The sequence below is a fragment of the Aeromonas eucrenophila genome (assembly GCF_000819865.1).
Classification (GTDB): Bacteria; Pseudomonadota; Gammaproteobacteria; order Enterobacterales; family Aeromonadaceae; genus Aeromonas; species Aeromonas eucrenophila.
In genome coordinates, this window is record NZ_CDDF01000014.1 from 122178 (window position 1) to 140851 (window position 18674).

The 18674-nt window shown below is 64.1% G+C and carries 18 protein-coding genes; 11 read left to right on the forward strand and 7 right to left on the reverse strand.

The window, feature by feature from the left end:
* Positions 1-930: a hydroxymethylbilane synthase gene (hemC, locus tag BN1124_RS14015; protein ID WP_156128376.1), complete on the reverse strand. Its 930-nt coding sequence runs from the start codon at positions 928-930 to the stop codon at positions 1-3.
* A gap of 322 nt (positions 931-1252) precedes the next feature.
* Here hemC and BN1124_RS14020 point away from each other — a divergent pair, with 322 nt between their 5' ends.
* On the forward strand, positions 1253-3772 hold the full coding sequence (locus tag BN1124_RS14020; protein ID WP_042642919.1) for a class I adenylate cyclase: 2520 nt from the start codon (positions 1253-1255) through the stop codon (positions 3770-3772).
* A gap of 78 nt (positions 3773-3850) precedes the next feature.
* Here the strand turns inward: BN1124_RS14020 and BN1124_RS14025 are convergent, their stop codons facing one another.
* A complete protein-coding gene (locus tag BN1124_RS14025) occupies positions 3851-4504 on the reverse strand; it encodes an alpha/beta hydrolase (protein WP_042642921.1) in 654 nt (217 codons plus the stop codon).
* Complete coding sequence (gene cyaY / locus BN1124_RS14030) at positions 4501-4815, reverse strand: iron donor protein CyaY (RefSeq protein WP_033131486.1); 315 nt, start codon at positions 4813-4815, stop codon at positions 4501-4503. The genes BN1124_RS14025 and cyaY overlap by 4 nt, the downstream gene beginning before the upstream one ends.
* Before the next feature lie 73 nt (positions 4816-4888).
* On the opposite strand from cyaY, the gene lptM reads away from it, so the two are divergent.
* From lptM to BN1124_RS14055, 6 genes are all read left to right on the forward strand, one after another.
* Positions 4889-5098 carry an LPS translocon maturation chaperone LptM gene (gene lptM, locus BN1124_RS20970; protein WP_082041637.1) on the forward strand — a complete coding sequence of 70 codons (210 nt, stop codon included), beginning with the start codon at positions 4889-4891 and terminating at the stop codon, positions 5096-5098.
* Positions 5099-5118: 20 nt separating this feature from the next.
* Positions 5119-6369: a diaminopimelate decarboxylase gene (gene lysA / locus BN1124_RS14035; protein ID WP_042642924.1), complete on the forward strand. Its 1251-nt coding sequence runs from the start codon at positions 5119-5121 to the stop codon at positions 6367-6369.
* 126 nt (positions 6370-6495) lie between these two features.
* On the forward strand, positions 6496-7326 hold the full coding sequence (dapF, locus tag BN1124_RS14040; protein WP_042642926.1) for a diaminopimelate epimerase: 831 nt from the start codon (positions 6496-6498) through the stop codon (positions 7324-7326).
* A 102-nt stretch (positions 7327-7428) separates the two neighbouring features.
* A complete protein-coding gene (locus tag BN1124_RS14045; protein ID WP_042642927.1) occupies positions 7429-8109 on the forward strand; it encodes a DUF484 family protein in 681 nt (226 codons plus the stop codon).
* Positions 8102-9055 (forward strand): tyrosine recombinase XerC, encoded by a 954-nt coding sequence (gene xerC, locus BN1124_RS14050; protein WP_042642928.1) that lies wholly within the window; start codon positions 8102-8104, stop codon positions 9053-9055. Before BN1124_RS14045 ends, xerC begins: the two co-directional genes overlap by 8 nt.
* A 338-nt stretch (positions 9056-9393) precedes the next feature.
* Entirely contained in the window at positions 9394-10104 is a 711-nt protein-coding gene (locus BN1124_RS14055; protein ID WP_042642930.1) for an HAD-IA family hydrolase, read from the forward strand.
* A gap of 3 nt (positions 10105-10107) precedes the next feature.
* On the opposite strand, the gene BN1124_RS14060 is transcribed toward BN1124_RS14055, so the two are convergent.
* The 4 genes from BN1124_RS14060 to BN1124_RS14075 all read right to left on the reverse strand — a co-directional run bounded on the left by BN1124_RS14060 (position 10108) and on the right by BN1124_RS14075 (position 14403).
* Entirely contained in the window at positions 10108-10503 is a 396-nt protein-coding gene (locus tag BN1124_RS14060) for an STY0301 family protein (RefSeq protein WP_042643362.1), read from the reverse strand.
* Positions 10504-10669: 166 nt separating this feature from the next.
* Complete coding sequence (locus BN1124_RS14065) at positions 10670-11446, reverse strand: gamma-glutamyl-gamma-aminobutyrate hydrolase family protein (protein ID WP_042642931.1); 777 nt, start codon at positions 11444-11446, stop codon at positions 10670-10672.
* A gap of 371 nt (positions 11447-11817) precedes the next feature.
* The gene (gene yidA / locus BN1124_RS14070) at positions 11818-12627 is read right to left on the reverse strand and encodes a sugar-phosphatase (protein ID WP_042642934.1); all 810 of its coding nucleotides are present in this window, start codon (positions 12625-12627) and stop codon (positions 11818-11820) included.
* A 123-nt stretch (positions 12628-12750) separates the two neighbouring features.
* Positions 12751-14403 carry a DUF342 domain-containing protein gene (locus BN1124_RS14075; protein ID WP_042642936.1) on the reverse strand — a complete coding sequence of 551 codons (1653 nt, stop codon included), beginning with the start codon at positions 14401-14403 and terminating at the stop codon, positions 12751-12753.
* Between the two features lie 239 nt (positions 14404-14642).
* On the opposite strand from BN1124_RS14075, the gene BN1124_RS14080 reads away from it, so the two are divergent.
* From BN1124_RS14080 to BN1124_RS14095, 4 genes are all read left to right on the forward strand, one after another.
* Positions 14643-15614: an HlyD family secretion protein gene (locus tag BN1124_RS14080; RefSeq protein WP_042642938.1), complete on the forward strand. Its 972-nt coding sequence runs from the start codon at positions 14643-14645 to the stop codon at positions 15612-15614.
* Entirely contained in the window at positions 15607-16536 is a 930-nt protein-coding gene (locus BN1124_RS14085; protein ID WP_042642940.1) for an ABC transporter ATP-binding protein, read from the forward strand. Before BN1124_RS14080 ends, BN1124_RS14085 begins: the two co-directional genes overlap by 8 nt.
* Before the next feature lie 276 nt (positions 16537-16812).
* Entirely contained in the window at positions 16813-17907 is a 1095-nt protein-coding gene (locus tag BN1124_RS14090; protein ID WP_042642942.1) for an ABC transporter permease, read from the forward strand.
* 217 nt (positions 17908-18124) lie between these two features.
* Positions 18125-18658, forward strand: coding sequence for a metal-dependent hydrolase (locus BN1124_RS14095; RefSeq protein ID WP_042642944.1), 534 nt, complete (start codon positions 18125-18127; stop codon positions 18656-18658).
* The last annotated feature ends 16 nt before the right edge of the window (positions 18659-18674 follow it).

An 18674-nucleotide genomic window follows, 5' to 3' on the forward strand; every position in this document is an offset into this window, starting at 1 on the left:
TCATGCGCGGTAGACCTCGGCCAGTATGACGTCGGCACCATCGGCCAGCAGACGCTGGGCCAGTGCATGGCCGAGGGCCTCGCCGTCGGCCAGGGGGCCGCGGATCTCGTCACGGATCATCTGGGTGCCGTCCGGGCTGCCCACCAGGCCACGCAACCAGATCTCCTCTCCCTGCACCAGGGCGTAGGCTCCGATAGGTACCTGACAGCCCCCTTGCAGGGCGCGGTTCATGGCGCGCTCGGTCAATACCCGCAGCCGGGTCTCGGCGTGCTCGAGCGGTGCCAGCAGTGTGTGCAGCTCGTGATCGTCGATACGGCATTCTATGCCGACGGCGCCCTGACCATTGGCGGGCAGGCTCTGCTCCGGCTCGATGAAGGCGGTGATGCGGTGAGCCATCTCCAACCGTTTCAGGCCGGCGGCGGCGAGTATGATGGCGTCGTAGTCACCGGCATCCAGCTTGGCGAGGCGGGTGTTGACGTTGCCGCGCAGGTCGCGGATCACCAGATCCGGACGTGCGGCGCGCAGCTGGCACTGGCGGCGCAGGCTGGAGGTGCCGACCACGGCGCCCTGAGGCAACTCGTCGATCTGCTCGAAGCGATTGGAGACGAAGGCATCGCGCGGGTCTTCCCGCTCGCAGATGGTGTGCAGGCCGAGCCCCTCGGGGAAGTCCACCGGCACGTCTTTCATGGAGTGGACGGCGATGTCGGCACGGCCCTCCAGCATGGCAGTCTCCAACTCCTTGACGAACAAGCCCTTGCCGCCGACCTTGGCGAGGGGCGTATCCAGGATCTTGTCACCCTGAGTGCTCATGGGCACCAGTTCGACCTGCAGATCGGGGTAGAGGGCTTCCAGCCGATCTTTGACAAAATTGGCCTGCCACAGGGCCAGTGGGCTCTTGCGAGTGGCGATTTTCAGGGTTCGGGCTGCCATATCAATCAGTTGTTTCATCTTTAGTGAGGAAAACGATCTTACCACCCTTTGCAGGGGCTTTCATGGCGTAGCCGGCAAAAGCGGGGGCAGGCTCAAAAAAGCGGGTTGAAAATGATTTTCATCCAGTCTTAAATTAAATGTAATTAGTTGAATTTATTTATATTTATTGCTTTCCAATGATACCGTCATCCCACTGCTCAGAAATAATCCGATGATTCCGTACGGGCTTGTTTACCACGGCAGTTTGCATTGTTAACATGATCACACTTTTTTGACGTCTCCCCGTTTTGGTGCGTCATTTCTCTTCCCCATAGGTAGGGCATTGCTGGTAAAACTCGACACGCTGGTGGCGCGCTACGACGAACTCAATCGTCTCAAGACGCAACGGGCGCTGGATCTCATGAGTCGCTATGGGCAGCAGGTCTTCCAGTTGCTGCCTGTCATGCTGCACTTCAATCATCCCCTCTTGCCTGGCTATGTGGCAGGGGACGTGCCTCATGGTATCTGGAGTTTTGTCGCCAACGAGGCCCAGCAGGCCTTCATCGAAGATCTGTGCCAGAACGCCAACTGTCAGGGCGGCCTCAGCACCCACGACAAGTCGATCCAGGGCCTCTACTCCATGGGCAGCACCTCGTCCATCGGTCAGTGCTGCCACTCGGATCTCGACATCTGGGTCTGCCATGCCGCTGGTCTGTCGGTGGAGCGGCTCGCCCTGCTGGATCAGAAATGCCAGCTGCTCTCCAAGTGGGCCGAGCAGCGCGGGGTCGATCTCAACTTCTTCCTGATCCCCGAAGACAAATTCCGCCAGCGCAACGACGCCCAGATGCAGGGAGAGAACTGCGGCAGCGCCCAGCACCTGCTGCTGCTCGACGAGTTCTACCGCAGCGCCATGCACATCGCCGGCAAGCGCCTGCTCTGGTATCTGGTGCCCGCCGAATATGACGATCACTACGACGACTATGTGAGCGGCCTCTTTGCCCACGGCAAGCTGAGCCAGGATGACTGGCTCGATCTCGGTGGCTTCAACCGCATTCCGGCCGAGGAGTACTTCGGCTCCGCCCTGTGGCAGCTCTACAAGGGCATCGACTCCCCTTATAAAGCCGTGCTCAAGTCGGTGTTGATGGAGGCTTACTCCCACGAGTATCCCAGCACTCGCCTGCTGTCGGTGACCAGCCGTGACTGGTTCCAGCACAACGAGGGCATGCACTACCGGCTCGACAACTACTGCCTGATGCTGGACAAGGTGACCAACTACCTCAAGTCCATCGGCGACATGCAGCGACTCGATCTGGTGCGCCGCTGCTTCTATCTCAAGGTGTGTGACGGCCTGAGCCATCCGAAGGAAGAGCACAGCCCGGACTGGCGCCGCGAGCAGATGGCGCAGCTGGTGGCCTACTGGGGCTGGAGTCAGGAGCGACTGCACCACCTGGATCATCGCCAGGAGTGGAAGGTCGAGGACGTCAAGGTGGCCTACGCCGAGTTGCTCGAAGCCCTGATGCAGAGCTATCGCAACCTCATCCAGTTCGCCCGGCGCAACAACATCAGCGAGTCCATCAACCCGGAAGACATCGGCATCTTGTCGCGCAAGCTCTATGCCGCCTTCGAGAGCCTGCCGGGCAAGGTGCAGCGCATCAACCTCAAGATAGCGCCGGACTTGAGCGAGCCGGATCTCAGCTTCGTGCAGGTGCCCCACGGCCGCCTCAACCGCGCCGGCTGGTATCTCTACAAGCACTCGCTGGAGCCGGTGAACATCATAGGGCGGGCGCCGCTCGAATATAACGGCTACATCAGCAAGCTGATCGCCTGGGCCTATTTCAACGGCCTGATGACGCCCCAATCCCAGGTGCACCTGTTCAACCAGGGCTCGGATCTGCACACCGACAACCTGCACCAGTTCTGCCGCGACCTGTCCGGCACCTTCCCGGTCAAGTACCCGAGGGCCACCAACCTGGCCCTGAGCCGCCCCTGCGAGATCCATCAGCTCTCCATCTTCCTGAACCTGGAGACGGATCCGTCCAGCCACTGGGTGGGGCAGGTGATCGAGTTCGACGCCAACGCCGCCGACGTCTTCTCGTTCGGTCGCAATCAGGAGTGTCTGGTGGGCTCGGTGGATCTGGTCTATCGCAACTCTTGGAGCGAGATCCGCACCCTGCATTTCCAGGGGGAAGAGGCGGTGGTGGATGCCCTCACCACCATACTCGGCAAGATGCACCAGGACGCGGCCGCCCCCGAGATGATCGAGGTGTTTTGCTACAGCCAGCACTTCCGCTCCCTGGTGCGCTCCCGCTTCCAGCAACTGCTGGCCGAGTGCATCGAGCTGCGCCTCGCCCGCGACAAGCAGCAGCTGGTCAAGACGCTGGCCCTCGGCAAAGAGAAATACGGCATCTTCTTCGAGCGGCGCGGGGTCTCGGTCAAGAAGCTGGAAAACGCCATCGACTTCTACCGCCACATCTCCCACAACAAGCTGGATCACCTGCCGCTACGGCTCGACAAGACCCACAGCCAGCACCTGCCCGGCATCGTCGATGCCTATGCCAGCGAGGGGCTGGTGCAGTTCTTCTTCGACACCCGCAATGCGGGCACCAACATCTATATCCTGGACGAGGCGAACCGGGTGGAGATCTACCAGCACTTCGCCGGCAACAAGGATGAGTTGGTGCAGGGGGTGAACCGCTTCTACACCTCGGGCCACGAGCGCTTCAGCAATGCGGGACAGTTCAGCAACTTCAACCTGCCCCAGTACTACGAAATAGTGCAGCAGGGCGAAGTGCTGGCGGTGATCCCCTACCGCAGCCAGAGTCCGCAGCGAGACAATCCGGGCCCGGCGCGGGAAGTAGGATGATGTGCTGCTGACGCTCCACGGATCGCTCAAATGAAAACGGCCTGCATAGCAGGCCGTTGTCGTATCTGTGATCCGGTGTCAGGCGTCGAGGCGGGTCAGCAGCCAGCCGCGGATGTCGGCGAGCTGGGGCCGGCAGATCTCGTGGCGCATGGGGTACTCGTGCCACTCGGGGCTGAGGCCAGCCGCTTCCAGCCGGTTCTTCGCCTCCCAGCCCATGGAGAGCGCCACCACATCGTCATAGATGCCGTGCATGTAGCAGATGGGCAGGGCACGGGCGGCCTCGCTCATCTCCCCGAGCAGGACATCCGGCGCCGCCAGGTAGGTGGACATGCAGAGCAGGCCCGCCAGGGTCTGAGGGGCGCGCAGGGCGGTGAAGGAGGCGATGACGCCCCCCTGGGAGAAGCCGGCCAAGATGATGCGCTCGGGGGCGAAGCCCTCGGCGATCAGGCGCTCCAGCAGGCCCTGGATGCTGGCGGCAGATTCCCGCACATGGGATTCTACGGCGCGATCTGCCGGGTGCTCGAAGCTCCGGATGTCGTACCAGCCGCGCATCTTGTGGCCCATGTTGATGGTGATGGGCCGCTCGGGGGCGTCCGGCAGCAGGTGGCGCACCGGTAGAGAGGCGGGCAAGTCCAGCGCGTCCACCAGGGGAGCGAGGCCGGCACCGGAATCTCCCAGCCCGTGCAGCCAGATCACCGCGTGGCGGGCACCGTCGGGATGCAGATCTATCATGGGAAGACCACTGGCTCGCCGGCCTGGGTGGTGCAGGCGCGGGTCAGCAGGGCCTTGAGCTCCTCGCCGAAGCGGTTGTCGATCCAGCTTTCACCGCGCAGTTCGAAGTGGAAGCCGTTCTCCCGGGTAGCGACCCAGACCTGGTGCAGGGGCTCCTGCTTGTTGATGATGACCTTGGTCTTGTTCTCGAAACTCAAGGTCAGCACACCGCCGGCCCGTTCACAGTCGATATCCGGATACCCCTCGTCGATGACGTCTTCCACATACTGGAAAAAGGTGTCTGTCAGGGCGTGATACTCGTGATCCTTCATCGGTTTATCCTGTTGCTTTTAACAATGTGAGTGCGATTATAGAGGGCCAAAAATTTTTTCGCAGCGAACCATTATGACCAGCCAGTTCACCAAGTGCCTGTTGGCCGCATTTCTGTCCCTCGGGTTGGGCGCCTGTGGTCTGACGGGGCCGCTTTACATGCCGCCGCCGGAGCAACCGGCTCCCGCCGAGCAGCCAAAACCAGCGTCGCCCAAGACAGAGAGTACACCGCAAGCCACCTCGCCTGCGACCGCCAAACCGGCCTCCGAGGCCGCGCCGCAATAATCTAGGAAGGAACCGCCCCCTTGGATCACTTTAACTACGACGCCGACGGCCAACTGCAGGCCGAGCAGCTTCCCCTGCAACAGCTCGCCGAACAATACGGCACTCCGCTCTATGTCTACTCCCGCGCCACCCTGGAGCGTCACTGGCACGCCTTCGATCAGGCGGCCGGCGACATTCCCCATCTGATCTGCTATGCGGTCAAGGCCAACTCCAACCTGGCGCTGCTGAACCTGCTGGCCCGTCTGGGGTCCGGGTTTGACATCGTCTCCGGCGGGGAGCTGTCCAGGGTACTGGCGGCGGGGGGAGATCCGGCCAAGGTGGTCTTCTCCGGCGTGGCCAAGAGCGAGGCCGAGATGCGCCTCGCGCTGGAGAAAGAGATCCTTTGCTTCAACCTGGAGTCCGAAGCCGAGCTGGAGCGCCTGAACCGGGTGGCCGGCAGCATGGGCAAGGTGGCGCGGGTCTCGGTGCGGGTCAACCCGGACATAGACGCCGGCACCCATCCCTACATCTCTACCGGCCTCAAGCAGAACAAGTTCGGCATCCCCATCGAGCAGGCCCCCGCCATCTATCGCAAGGCGGCGGCCATGGCCCACATCGAGATCAAGGGGGTGGATTGCCATATCGGTTCTCAACTCACTGAATTGAATCCCTTTATGGAGGCGGCGGACAAGCTGCTGCGGCTCATCGACGAGCTGGCGGCCGAAGGCATTCACATCCATCACCTGGACGTGGGCGGTGGTCTGGGGGTCAACTATGGCGCCGAGCAGCCGCCGCACCCCACCGAATATGCCGAAGCGCTCAAGCAGAAGCTGGTGGGCCGCAAGCTGACCCTGCTGTTCGAGCCGGGCCGTGCCATCGTCGCCAACGCCGGCGTGCTGCTGACCCGGGTCGAGTTCCTCAAACCCGGCGAGACCCGCAACTTCGCGCTGATCGATGCCGGCATGAACGATCTGCTGCGCCCCTCCCTCTACGGCGCCTGGATGAACATCATCGAGGTGGACAGCCGCACGGCCCACAAGCCTGCGCTGTACGACGTGGTGGGCCCGGTGTGCGAGACCGGCGACTTCCTCGGCAAGGAGCGCACCCTGGCCATAGGTGAGGGTTCCCTGCTGGCGGTCCGCTCCGCCGGTGCCTACGGCTTCACCATGTCCTCCAACTACAACACCCGTCCCCGTGCGGCCGAGGTGCTGGTGGACGGTGACCAGGCCCATCTCATTCGGGAGCGCGAGCAGCTGGCCGATCTCTGGCGCGGTGAGCATTTGCTACCCTAGAAACCCTCGTCATGAGATGGTAGCGACAACCCCTCTCTCCCCTTGCTCCGAGGGAGGTTGGCAGGGCTGGCAGACTCTCGGGCGCTCCACTGTGCGAGCGCCTGAACAACGGTACAGGAATGCAGGATGTTGATAGATTTTTCCAAGATGCATGGCCTGGGTAACGACTTCATGGTGGTGGACGGCGTCACCCAGAAGGTGTTCTTCAGTAACGACATCATCAAGAAGCTGGCGGATCGCCACTTCGGCATCGGCTTCGATCAGCTGCTGCTGGTGGAGCCGCCCTATGATCCCGAGCTCGACTTTCACTACCGGATCTTCAATGCCGATGGCAGCGAGGTGGAGCAGTGCGGCAACGGTGCCCGCTGCTTCGCCCGTTTCGTGCGCCTGAAGGGGCTGATCAACCGGGACAGGATCGGCGTCAGCACCGCCCGTGGTCGCATCACCCTGCAACTCGAGGGTGAAAACCAGGTCACGGTCAACATGGGGGTCCCCCAGTTTGAACCGGGCAAGGTGCCTTTTCGCGCCCAGAAGGCGGAAAAGACCTACCTGCTGCGGGCCCAGGAACACACAGTGATGTGTGGCGTGGTCTCCATGGGCAACCCCCATTGCGTCATCGAGGTGCCCTCGGTGGCGGATGCGCCCGTCTCGACCCTGGGCCCGATCATGGAGCGGCACGAACGCTTCCCCGAGCGGGTCAACGTCGGCTTCATGGAGATGGTCAACGCCACCGAGATCAAGCTGCGGGTGTTCGAGCGCGGGGTAGGGGAGACCCTTGCCTGCGGCACCGGCGCCTGCGCAGCCGCGGTGATCGGCATCAGCCAGGGCAAGCTCAAGGAGCGGGTCACCGTCAGCCTGCCGGGAGGCAAGCTGACCATCGCCTGGAAGGGGCCTGGTCAGCCGGTCTACATGACAGGGCCGGCCGAGCACGTATTTGACGGCCAGATAGAGCTGTAACCCTCTCCCGCAGGAGGGCAAGATAAAGGGGGCGCAAGCCCCCTCTGCACAACGATAATGTCAGGGCCCAGTGCCCTTTTTCTATGATGGACCAACCAAGTTATGAGCGAACTCAAACGGCAGGAATCACTGATGGACGAAGCCACAGTGCTGGAGTACCTGGCCCGTTATCCCGAGTTTTTCCAGCGCCACGCGGCCATGCTGGACCGGATCCGCATTCCCCATGAGCAAAAAGGCACCGTCTCCCTGGTGGAGCGCCAGATGGACAGGCAGCGCGAGCGCATCGAGCAGTTGGAGCAGGAGATCACCGAACTGATGGGGATCGCCAGCGAGAACGAGCGGATCTTCCGGGTCTATGCGGACCTCTATGGCGAGCTCTATGGCTGCCGGACCCTGTTCGAGGCGAGCGTGCTCCTGGGCAAGGCCTTCGTGCAGCGGCTGCGCCTGACCGGTTTGCGACTCTGGCTCAACCCGAAAAAATTCCAGCTCAGCGGCCCTGAGCAGCGCTTCCTGGCGGAGGGCAAGCAGCTCGATCAGCTGCTGGGTCAGCGCCTGCCGGGGACGGACTACTACTTCGGCCGGCTCAACCAGAGCGAGAAACAGACGCTGTTTGGCAACGACGTGCTGGTCAACTCGGTGGCCCTGATGCGGCTCGGCGAGTTCGGCGTGCTGGCGTTTGCCAGCTCGGATCCCAGCCACTTCGCCCCCCACAATGACACCCTGCTGCTGGGCCAGCTTGGCCGCCTGCTGCAGCAGCGCCTGCCCGAGCTGACCCGTGGCTAAGCTGCCGCCCGCCGCCGAGCCTCTGCCAGCCACGCTAGCCGATGAGCTGGCGGCCTTTATCGAATACTTGCGGGTCGAGCGTCAGCTCAGCCCGCACACCCGCAGCAACTACGAGGCACACCTGCAGGCCATGGCGGCGGAGCTGGTGCGCCTCGGCCTAGATGACTGGAGCCGGCTCGAAGCGAGCCAGGTGCGCAGCCTGGTGAGCCGGATGCACAAGGGGGGGCTGGCGCCCCGCTCCCTCGCCACCAAGGTCTCGGCCCTGCGCAGCTTCTGCGACTGGCAGGTGCGTCAGGGGCGGCTTGTCGCCAACCCGGCCCGGGGCATAGTGACCCCCAAGCAGGGACGGCCGCTGCCGAAGAACCTCGACGTGGACGAGATGTACCAACTGCTCAACATCACCGACGAGCAGGATCCGCTGGCGGTGCGGGATCGCGCCATCATGGAGCTGATGTACTCCTCGGGCCTGCGCCTCGCCGAGCTGGTGGGGCTCAATCTGGTGGACATCAAACTCGATGAACGCCAGCTCAGGGTGACCGGCAAGGGCTCCCGGGAGCGAGTGCTGCCCATGGGGCGGATGGCGGTGGAGTGGCTGCAGAAGTGGCTAAAAGTGAGGCCATTGCTGGCGGGGGACGAGGCCGAGGCGCTGTTCGTCTCCCAGCGCAAGCGGCGGCTGTCGGCGCGCTCGGTACAGGAGCGGCTCGATGGCTGGGGCAACAAGCAGGCGCTCAACGCCCACGTGCATCCCCACAAGCTGCGCCACAGCTTCGCCACCCACATGCTGGAATCCTCCGGTGATCTGCGGGCGGTGCAGGAGCTGCTGGGCCACGCGGATCTCTCCACCACCCAGATCTACACCCACCTCGATTTCCAGCACCTGGCCAAGGTGTATGACAGCGCCCATCCTCGGGCCAAGCGGGATGCCGCGACCCCGGATGATGAGTGACCTTGTATGGCGGTGACCTGCCATCCCGAGGGAATGACAGCGTCCAACTCGCCAGGGCCAAGCGGGATGCCGCAACCCCGGATGATGAGTAGAAGGTGCAGTGCTCGAATGGCTCGTTGCCCTGTTTCCCCTCGCCCTCTCCCAAAGGGAGAGGGAACCGCTCGAGGTTGTATTCATACCGAAGGCGGCCATCGGCCACGTATTTTTTGGCAGCCGGTTAACCACAAGCTATCCGTAATCGCCGATCTGCTCCCTTCTCCCCTTGCGGGAGAAGGGCTGGGGATGAGGGGGCTCGTCCGTGGATCTGCGGGAACCTGGTTCCACCAAGAGGAGTAAGCATGCAGTTTTATCGTCGCTGGCAGCCGGTGGCCGCCATCTCGTTCGATCTCGACGACACCCTCTATGACAACGGCCCCGCCATAGTGCGGGCCGAGCAGTGGATGCTGGCGCACCTGCGCAGTGAATACCTGGCCACCGCCATGCTGGACAAGCAAGGCTGGCTGGCGCTCAAGCGCGAGCTGCTGCTCGCCCATCCCGAACTGTGTCAGGACGTGAGCTTGGCGCGCCAGCATTGCATCCGTGAGGCCCTGACGCGGGGTGGCATGCCCCTCGAATTGGCCGAGCGGGAGGCTAGCCGGGTGTTTGCCGGCTTCCTCGCCGAGCGCTCGAAGATAGAAGTGAGCGCGGCAACCCACGGATTGCTTGGGCGGCTGGCGGAGCGCTACCCGCTGGTGGTGATCACCAACGGCAATCTGGATCTGAAGCAGGCCGGTTTGAGCGACTACTTCACCCTGATCTGCAAGGCGGGGGAGGGCGCCCGGATGAAACCGGCGCCGGACATGTTCCTGCAGGCGCAGGCGGCCCTCAAGCTGCCCCCCGACCAGATACTGCACCTGGGGGACGATCCCGAGACCGATGTGCTGGGGGCCCGTCTGCACGGTTTTCGGGCCGCCTGGCTCAATGAGCGCAATCAGTCCCGCCAACGGTTGCAACAGCTGCCGGATGTGGAGCTCAGTGCCCTCGGCGAGCTGGCGACGCTGCTGCTCTGAGGATTATTTGCGGCAGATAAGGCCGCTGGGGCCCCAGTCCGTCTGATTGACCCGGCAATAGGTGATGCCCGAGGGCAGCGGCTGTTGCAGGCTGATGGCGCTGTCCTGATAGTGGCAGACCAGATAGAGAGGGCGAGCCCCGTCTCCCGTCAGGCTCCAGTAGTGAGTCTCGGCGCTGTCGCCGTTGTCCGGCTTCAACTGCGCCAATTCCCCCGGCTCACCGTCGAACAGGGCCAGCGCCTCCAATCGGTGGCGCAGCGTCTGGTTCGGCTTTCCCTCCCAGTCCCGAGTCACTCCCTGCCAACCTGTGGTAGGGGAGAGCAGTTGCTGGCGGCTTTCTATCTGGGGTGGACAATCGACTTGCAGGCTGGCGCTCAAGGCCAGGGCCATCAGTAACATGAGGGGATCCCGGTGGTGGCTGATGCGCACCATGCTAGCGCATGGCGTCGGTGTCACGCCATCGCCCGTTTAGCATACCGGGGTGACTGACTAAGAGAGGTAAGCGATCAGTCGGAGGCGTGCTGGCCTGCGTCCTATGGGGGCGCAGGCCATAAGGATCAGGTGACTAGCCGGCCTGTTGTCTGCGCTCGCGGCAGGCGGCCCCGAAGGCCTCGAACAGCTTGATGGAGTGAGGATTCTCGCTCGCCTTCCACTCAGGGTGCCACTGCACCGCCAAGGTGAACTGGGGCAAGGCGGGGGCATAGATGGCCTCGATCAAGCCATCCTCGGCGTAGGCCAGGGGGGCCAGTCCCTTGGCCAGCGTCCGGATCCCCTGGCCGTGCAGGGAGTTGACCGGGATCTGCTCCTCCCCCATCAGCTCGGCGAACCAGCTGCCTGGCACCAGGCTGACCTGATGGCTGTGACCATATTGATCCTCCACCGGATCCTCCGCGTCCTCCCGGTGATCCGCATAGCCGGGCTCGTTATAGACCTTCTGATGAATGTCCCCGCCGAGGGCCACGTTGATCTCCTGCATGCCGCGACAGATGCCGAGCAGCGGCAAGCCTCTGTCGATGGCGGCGCGCACCAGCGGAATATCGAACAAATCCCTGTCCCTGTCCTGGGGTTTCTCCGGGGTCAGGTTCTCCTGGCCGTAGAGGGCGGGATCTATGTTGGAGCCGGCGCCGCTCAGGTAGACGCCGTCCGCCAGATCCAGATATTGCTCCAGATCCTCGGCGCCACAGCAGGTCGGCACCAGCAGGGGCACGCAGCCGCTGATCTCCACCAGGGGCGTGATGTATTTGTGGGTCATGACCTGATAGGGGTGACCGTTACGGGGCTGGGCGCCCATGGTCATCAGCACGACGGGTTTACGATCGGTACGGGGGGCGGGGTTGGGCATAGGTCACCTTGGCTATCCTTGGCTGTGGTGTCTCATCCTGCGCCTTGGGAAGGCCCTTGCGACCGCTAAGCAGCAAGGGCATGCCTCAAGGCATGGTCATGGGATCCGGGTCGCGCCGCAGTGCCAGAATCGTCGGTCAGCCTGGGCAATGACAGCCTGGATCCTGATCCCAGTCTGCCAAGGCCGTTCAATATGTCAAACGAAATGATGCGTTAATGTTAAATTTTGTGGCGACTGAGCTAGGTTGAGTCCCAGTATCAGGGGGCTGTACGTGTAGAGGAGGGGGAAGAGCAGGCAATCGTGGTGGATATATTAAACATGCAGATTCTGTGGTGAAACATGCGGGGCACCCTGGGGTGCCCCGGCGGGGATCAGGCATTGAGCACGAATTGCTCTATCACCCTGGCCACCCCTTCTTCATCGTTGCGACTGGTGATGTGCTGCGCCAGTTCCTTGATCTCGTCGGTGGCATTGCCCATGGCAACCCCGAGTCCGGCGTATTCGATCATGTGGCGGTCATTGCCCGCATCCCCCACAGCTATCACCTCAGCCGCTGTGATGCCCAGATGCTCGGCCAGGGCGGCGACGCCGGTGCCCTTGTTGCTCTGCTTGTTCATGAACTCGAGGAAGTAGGGTGAGCTGCGCACCACTGTGTAGCGCTGGTAGAGCTCGGCGGGCAGCTGGGCGATGGCGCGGGAGAGCTGGGGCTCCGGGTCTATCATCATCACCTTCATGATCTGCTCGTCGGCGGGCAGGGTGGCGAAGTCCACCAGGTTGATGGGCATGTCCACCAGTCGGGACTCGTGCTCGGTGTAGGTGCTGACCCTGGGGCTGATGAGGCCCTGGCGCACGGAGAAGCCGTGGATGTTCACCCCCAGCTCATCGGCCAGGTGGGCGATGGCGCTGGCATCGCTGCCGGTCAGCAGCTGGCTGCGGATGATGCGCTGGTCTGCCACCTTCTGCACCAGGGCGCCGTTGTAGCAGATGACGTAGTCATCCGGCCCGGTGAGACCGAGCTCGGCCAGATAGGCCGTCATGCCTTCCAGCGGGCGGCCCGAGGTCAGCACCACGGTGACGCCCTTGGCGCGCGCGGCCGCGATGGCGGCGTGGGTGCGGGGGGTGATCTGGCCTGCTGGGGTCAACAGGGTGCCATCCATATCCAATGCGATCAGCTTGTACATCTTCTCACTACCTGATTCTGGCCGGCCCGCCCGATGGGGCCTGGGGGAGGCCGAGTGTAGCGAAAATCGCCGCCGGGATCACGCCATGCAGTCATCCCGCCAAGGCGAGGGAGTGAGCGGCCCTCAGCGGTGGCCCTGATAGGGGGTCAGTTGCAGCTGATCTTCCCGGATGGCGAAGTGGATGGGGCCGTGCTCTATGTCGACCCTGTTGTGATAATGGGCCATCTCCACCTCGACACCGGGGAACAGCCGCTGGGTGGCAATGATGTCCATGTTGGCCATCAGCGCCTGCAGCTCGGCCTGGACGGTGGTCAGCTGCTCGTCCAGCGACTTGCTCTCCCCGAGCTGCTGGCTGCGCAGCGTCTTGATCTTCTGCAGGGTCTCGGGATTGCGCTTCTCTTGAGGCAGTTGTAGCAACCGCAGTATGAGATCCTGCAGCTTGTCGATCTGCTCCCGGCACCCCTGCTTGCGCTGGCGCAGGGCCTGCTCCTGCTCCTTGTGGCTGAAGTAGCCGCCGAGGATCTGCAGCCGGGTCCGGTTGTGTGCCGAGGCGCCGAGCACCGGGGCCATGATCAGCCGGTTGGCGATGTTGACGCCCCCTATCAGGTGACCCTTGCGCATGGCGCTGTCCCCGACCTTGAGGTCCTGGCCGCTGCGGCAGTAGCTGTGGCTGAGCTGGCTCAGGATATGGATGTCGCCGTCGGCCTCCAGCCTGGCGTACTGGGCATAGCTGGCGTGGATCTCACCCCCTGCGTTCAGGTGGCACAGGTATTCATCCTCCTCCTGCTTGCGGCCTATGATGCCGTTGCGCACCGTGATGGTGCCGCCCGATTCGATATAACCCCCCTCGACGAAGCCACCGATCACTACGTCGCCGCTGGTCTTGATCCGCATGCCGGGCATGACGTCTCCGGTGACCAGCAAGGAGCCTTCGAAGATGACGTGGCCGTGGCGAATGTCGACCTGCTTGACGCTCAGCACCTCATCGACCCTCATGCCGGCCCGCTCCTGGCAGGGCAGGCCGGGGCGGGTCGCCAGCAGCAGGTCCGGGTCTTCGGGGGCGAGGCAGGCCCCTTCCCCCGCCGTCATGGCGCTCTCCTTGCCGGGCCTGGCCGGCAGCGTCTGGCCCGTCACGGTGAAACCGTCGGTCCCCTGGGTCGGGGGGTGGCGCCGCATCAGCGCCGTGCCCGCCTTGACGGTGAGCAGGGTGCCGAGATCGCGCATGTCCACCTTGCCGTGGTCCAGTTCCTGCGGCTTGAGGATCCGCTCGGCCGGGGTCTCCACCAGCCGCTCTAACCGGGTATCCAGCCCGTGCTCGACCGCTCTGCCCAAGGCGATGACGGGCCTGAGCCGGGTGCCGGGGGCGGCCTCTTTCGCGGTCTGGACTAGGCTGGCGAGCCGGGATTCGTCGAGCCCCAGCCTTATCTCGCTGGCCGCGACTGCGGCCTGCAACTGGCTCAGGGTCAGGGGCTCGCCGCCCCAGTCTGCGGTGATCTGGGCGCTGGCACTCATCTTGTCCTGCTCGACCTGGATCAGCAGCCGGGCATCCTGGCGCTGGGCGATGGGCACCGGGGCATGGGAGGGAACGTCCGTATTGGTCAGCAGGGCGACCGCCTGGCGGATCCCCTCGGTCAGGGGCTGGTAGCGTCGGCAGTTGGAGGCTAGCAGCAGGGTCAGGACCTCGGCCTCGGTAACAGGGGCGAGGAGGCCGGGGGCGATGCGCAGGCAGACATAGGTCATGTCCGCCGACAGCTGAAACCACTCTTTGCTTAACACCGGGATCCTCCCTCGTTACCCAAGTCCGGCTTGCCAGAGGCCGATGCCATCGTGGCGGCCGGAACCGCAGTATTCTGGCATTTCTCTTTCCGGGTCAACGAGCTGAGTCCAAATGAGTGAGCTGTACTGAGGAAATTGTTCGTGACGGAGGGTATGCTGGCGATAGCCATATCCTTTGTGTCCATCCCTATCTGTGAGGCCGTCGGCGAAATGCGATGACGGCCTGTGCGAGGAACCCCATGTCGCGTCCCCCTCTATTGCGGATCCTGCTGCCCCTCTCCCTGCCGTTGGTGGTTAGCCTGCTCACCGCCTGCCAGCCCGATAACCGGGGGATGGCGCTGGGTACCCTGGAGCGGGATCGGGTGCTGCTGACCGCCACCGCCAACGAGATAGTCCGGGCCTTGCCGGTGGCGGAGGGAAGCCGGGTAGAGGAGGGCAGCCTGCTGGTGCAGCTGGACGATCGCCGCCAGCAAGCGGTGCTGGCCCGGGCCCGGGCCAAGGAGGCCAGCGCCAGGGCCGCCCTGGCCCGCATGACCAATGGCGAGCGGCCGGAGGACATCGCCGCCGCCCGCGCCAGCCTCGACAAGGCGCAGGCCAACCTCAGGGAGGCGGAACGCAGCTTCCAGCGTACCGAGCGGCTGGTGATGCAGAAGCTGCAGAGCCCCTCCGAGCTCGACAAGGCGCGCGCCGAGCGGGACGGCGCCCTGGCCGAGCGTGACGGGGCCCATCAGCAGTTCGACAAGCTGAGCCGGGGCGTGCGGATTGAGGACATCGACGAGGCCAGCGCCAAGCTGGCGGCCGCCATGGCCGATGTGGCCCTGGCCGAGCGGGAGCTGGCGGATCTCACCATCATTGCGACCCGCAGCGGTCGGCTCGACAGCCTGCCTTACAACCTGGGGGAACGCGTCGCGGTCGGTGCCGTGCTGGCGGCCATCCAGGCGGATCAGGCGCCCTACGCCCGGGTCTATGTGCCGGAGACCGCGCTGGCCAGCTACCAGATTGGCCAGGCCATCCGGGTGCGGGTGGACGGCGTGCCCGAGCCCCTGACCGGGCGGCTGCGCTGGATCTCCCGGGAGCCCGCCTTCACCCCCTACTATGCCCTCAACGAGCAGGACAGGGCTCGGCTGGTCTATCTGGCGGAGATAGACCTGCCCACGGCGCAAGCGCTGCCAAGCGGCCTGCCCCTGCAAGCGGAACCCGGCGATGAATGAGTTCGCGATTCGGGCCCAGGGCGTCAGCCGCCGCTTCGGCGATTTTCTCGCGGTGGACGGGCTGGATCTGGAGGTGCCCAAGGGGCAGATCCAGGGCTTTCTCGGCCCCAACGGCTGCGGCAAGTCCACCACCTTGCGGATGCTGACCGGCCTGCTCACTCCTTCCAGTGGAGAGATAGAGGTACTGGGGCTCGCCATCCCGAAGCAGGCCGAGGCGCTGCGCCGCCGGATGGGCTACATGACCCAGAAGTTCTCCCTCTACGACGAGCTGACCGGCTGGGAGAACCTGGAGTTTATGGGGCGCATCCACGGCATGAGCGGCGGGGCCCTGACCACCAGGCTGCACGAGCTGCTCGCCACCTATGAACTGACGGCGCTGGCGACGCGCCGGGCCGGAGCCATGAGCGGCGGCCAGAAGCAGCGGCTGGCGCTGGCGGCGGCGGTGATCCACCACCCCGACCTGCTGCTGCTGGACGAGCCCACCTCGGCGGTGGATCCCCAGAACAGGCGCGACTTCTGGGAGAAGCTGTTCGACTTGAGCGAAGGGGGCACCACCATTTTGGTCACCACCCACTACATGGACGAGGCGGAGCGCTGCCACGGGCTCGCCATCATGGAGGCGGGCAAGGTGCGGGCCCAGGGCTCGCCCCAGGCCCTGATGGAAGCCATGAATACCCGGGTGGTGGAGGTGCAGGCGGAGGATCTGCGCCTGCTCAAGCAGCAGCTGCTGCAACTGGCGCCGGTGCGCTCCGCCGCCCAGCTCGGTCAGCGGCTGCGGGTGCTGGTGGACAAGTCGCTGGCGGATCCCGTGCCCTGGCTGCAGCAGGCTTGTCCGGCGCTGACCGGTGCCGCCATGGCCCTGGTCAGGCCGAGCCTGGAAGACGTCTTCGTCAGCTGCACCGGTCAGGAGCCAAGGGCATGAACAGGGTGCAGCTCTCATTTAGTGCTGTTGAACCGCTTTCCCCCTCCTCCCCGGCCCGTCTCCCGGAAGGGGAGAAGGGGGCGGATCGAGGTATACGGCAAAACCTTGAGCCAGCTGCTCGCCAGCGAAAAAAAGTGAGTGACCGTCAAACACCGGCGGCAATTCACACGCGATCGGTTCCCTCTCCCGTCGGGAGAGGGTTAGGGTGAGGGGAGTCAGAGTATCGACAGCATGGGGGAGCAGCACGATGAATAGTCTGCGAAAGAGATTCTCTTGATGAACAGCCTGCGACGGCTCTGGGCCATCACCCAGAAAGAACTAAGGCAACTGGCGCGGGACAGGCTCACGTTTGGGATGGTGGTGATGATCCCGCTGATCCAGCTGCTGCTGTTTGGCTACGCCATCAATAGCGACGTGCGCCAGATCCCGGCCGGGCTGGTGGACATGAGCCAGAGCGTGCCGGGACGGCTGCTGGCGGAGGCGGTGGAGGCGAGCCAGGTGGTGAGCATCAAGCAGCGCTACGTCGGCATCCAGCAGGCGGAAGCCGCCCTGACCCGGGGAGAGGTGCGGGCCGTGCTGGTGTTGCCCACCGACCTGACCCGTCGCCTCAGCGCCGGCGAGACCGCGGGCCAGTGGCTGGTGGATGGCTCGGACACCATGATAGCGGGGGCCCTGCTTGGCTTGCGCACCATGCCGCTGACCGCACTCAAGCCCGATCTCAAGCCTGCTCCCCCCACCTTCGAGACGGTGCTCTACTTCAACCCGGCGCGCCGCTCGGCGGTCAACATAGTGCCCGGCCTGCTCGGGGTGATCCTCACCATGACCATGATCATGTTCACCTCGGCGGCCATAGTGCGGGAACGGGAGCGCGGCAATCTGGAGCTGCTCATCACCACCCCGGTCGGATCGATGGAGCTGATGATCGGCAAGATCCTGCCCTATATCGGGGTGGGGCTGATCCAGGTGGTCATCATCCTCGGCCTCGGTCACTTCATCTTCGCGGTGCCCATCAACGGTGCCCTGAGCCAGGTGCTGCTGGCGACCCTGCTGTTTATCGCCGCCAGCCTGACCCTGGGGCTGCTCATCTCCACCCTGGCCCAGACCCAGTTGCAGGCGATGCAGATGACGGTGTTTATCCTGCTGCCGTCCATCCTGTTGTCGGGCTTCATGTTCCCCTACGAGGGGATGCCGGCCCCGGCCCAGTGGATCGCCGAGCTGCTGCCCGCCACCCATTTCATGCGGCTCATCAGAGGGATCGTATTGAGGGGCGGTGACATGGGGGATCTGCTGCCGGACGTGCTCTGGCTGCTGGGCTTCACCCTGCTGATGCTGACCCTGGCCGCCCACCGCTTCAAGAAGAGCCTGGACTGACTCTCAGGCCGCCGACACCCCTGTCTGGCGGTGAATTTGGTGCTGTATGAGTCGTAATGGACCCGTGACATGGGCATTTTGTGGAATAAATGACTGTAGAAGTGAGATTTTAGCAACATTCGTCTTGCTCATTACGGTGAGAGGGATTCTAATCTGCCGCCCGGTCTCGCCGGGCCCGCACCGCACCCGTCCATCTCTTGCTTCATCGAACCCATCCATGACCGCCCAAGGCCACCTGCTGTTTTCCGTTACCTGCACCCTGCTCGCTCACCAACTGCAGCTCACCCCGGCCCTGGCCGATGCCAGCCTCTGGCAGCTGGTGCCCGTCGCTCTGGCCAGCGCCCTGCTGCCGGATCTCGACCACCCCAACTCCCTGCTCGGCCGGCGCCTGCCCTGGATCTCGGGGCCGCTCTCCCGCCTGTTCGGCCACCGTGGCTTCACCCACAGCCTGCTGGCGGTCGGCATCGCGGTCTGGGGGCTGGGGCAGTTCCAGGCTCCCGGCACGCTGTCGGCGGTGGTGAAAGATGCGCTCATCATCGGCTACCTGAGCCATCTGCTCGGGGACTGGCTCACTCCGGCGGGCATCCCCCTGTTCTGGCCGCTGCGCCAGCGCTATCGCCTGCCCTGGTTACCGCTCAAGAGCGGCAGTGGCTACGAGACGGCGTTCTGTCTGCTGACCCTGGCGCTGGCCGGTTACTGGGTGCATGGTGGGGCGGCCTTCAGTGCGCTCGCCCGCCTGACGGCACTCTAGATCGCGGGGATATCCC